Annotated in this window: 1 protein-coding gene and 1 pseudogene; one reads left to right on the top strand and one right to left on the bottom strand. The window is 68.1% G+C overall.

From position 1 onward, the window contains the following. Positions 1 to 1,468 (top strand): helix-turn-helix transcriptional regulator (locus MVA01S_RS29705; protein ID WP_169801792.1); only part of this gene is annotated, 1,468 nt, incomplete at its 5' end. 160 nt (positions 1,469 to 1,628) lie between these two features. Here the strand turns inward: MVA01S_RS29705 and MVA01S_RS31785 are convergent. Next, positions 1,629 to 1,810: pseudogene (locus tag MVA01S_RS31785) on the bottom strand (HNH endonuclease signature motif containing protein); the annotation flags it as partial.

Raw genomic sequence — 1,810 nt, 5'->3', positions numbered from 1 at the left:
GGACCGGCTGCTGGCGGCGGTGGCCGGCGTCGACGACGAAATGCTCGGTGCCCGTGTGGATCTACTCCGGGCCAAGATCGCCTTTGCCGCCCAACGGGGTCGGGACGCCCCTCCGCTGCTCCTGGCCGCCGCGCAAAGACTGCGTCCGCTGGACACCGTACTGGCCCGCGACACGTATCTGGAGGCGCTGATGGCGGCGATGATCGTCGGTCGCCTCTACGCCGGGCAGCGGTCGTCCGCCGCCGCGATAGCCGCCGCAGCCCGGCACGCCCCACCGCCGCTCGGCCCACCGACTGCTGCAGACCTCTTCCTCGACGGCATCGTCGTACGACTCACCGAAGGACACGCGGCCGCCGCACCCCTGTTGCAGAAGGCGATCGGTCAGTACCTCAGGGAAGACGAGGAGGGCACCGCGGATCCGCGGTGGCACGACATCACGCTGAGGGTCCTGCTCGATCTGTTCGATCAGGACGTCTACAGCTCGCTCAACGTCCGGCAACTCGACCTGCTGCGCGTCGCAGGCGAATTGACGGTGCTGCCTGCCGCGTTGACCACCTTTGCCGGGGCATGTGTCACCTCCGGCGACTTCGCCCACGCGGCGGAGCTGCTCGAGCAGTCCGAAGCGATCTCGCATGCGACGGGTGCCCCTCCGCACCGCTCCATCCACACCTATCTCGCTGCCTGCCGGGGACAGGAGCAGCTGGCCGAAGAATTCGCGCAGGCCACGATCAGGGATGCGACCGCCCGTGGGGAGGGCAGCGAGATCACCGTCGTGCTGTTCTCGTTGGCGATCCTGCACACCGGCCTGGCACGGTACGACGAGGCGTTGGCGGCGTGCACGTCGGCCCTGGAGTACGACGACGTGGGAATGTACGGCCACCTGCTCAACGAGACCGTCGAGGCCGCTGCCCGGTCCGGGAATCCCGGCATCGCCGAAACGGCGGCGGCACAGTTGGCCGAACGGGCCCAGGTAACCGGTACCGCCACCGCGCTCGGCTACGCGGCACGCGCAAAGGCGCTTGTCACTGCGGGTCCGGCTGCTGAGCACGAATATCGCACTGCAGTAACGGAATTGGAGCGCTCACCCCTGAGAGTCCTTGCTGCGCGCACTCACCTGATCTTCGGCGAGTGGCTGCGGCGCGAGAACCGCCGAGCCGAGGCGCGCGACGAACTGCGCGTCGCGTTCCAGATGTTCGCCCAGATGGGCGCCGACGGCTTCGCCGAGCGGACGCGCCGAGAGCTGCGCGCCGCCGGTGAGCCCGAGCACAAGCAGCGCGTCGACAGGTCAGTGGCGGCGTTGACGACGCAGGAGAGCTATATCGCCCGGCTGGCAGGCGACGGATACACCAACTCCGAGATCGCCGCCCATCTGTTCATCAGCCCGCGCACCGTGGAATGGCACCTCGGCAGGATCTTCGCCAAGCTCGGGGTGTCGTCGCGGCGGGAGTTGAGACGCGCACGCGAGTGACGGCGGTATCTCGTGACCTGGCCCTTGGGACACAACAGATCACGGGACACAACAGATCACGGGACACAACAGATCGACAGTGTGCACACCACTGTCTGCTGCCGGCACCCCAACTCCGCTGACCAATACAGCTCCGGCATTCGAAAAGTGCGGCGATGGGTCAGGCCGCTTCGTTATCGGGTGGTGCGGGTCCGCCAGGTTGCCCGGGATCGCCGGTCGGCTGGGGCTCGCCAGGCTCGGCGTCGCTGACCTTCCCACTGTCGGCGGGCTCGGCCGCCGCAGCAATGTCGTTGGAGCTCATCGACTCTGGCTCCTCGGGTGGGCGGAGGAGTCGTTCGGGGC

It is taken from the genome of Mycolicibacterium vaccae NBRC 14118 = CIP 105934, from assembly GCF_001552715.1.
In the GTDB taxonomy this organism is placed as follows: domain Bacteria; phylum Actinomycetota; class Actinomycetes; order Mycobacteriales; family Mycobacteriaceae; genus Mycobacterium; species Mycobacterium vaccae.
Note: the sequence above shows the minus strand (reverse complement) of the source record. Positions and strands in the feature narration are given on the sequence as shown.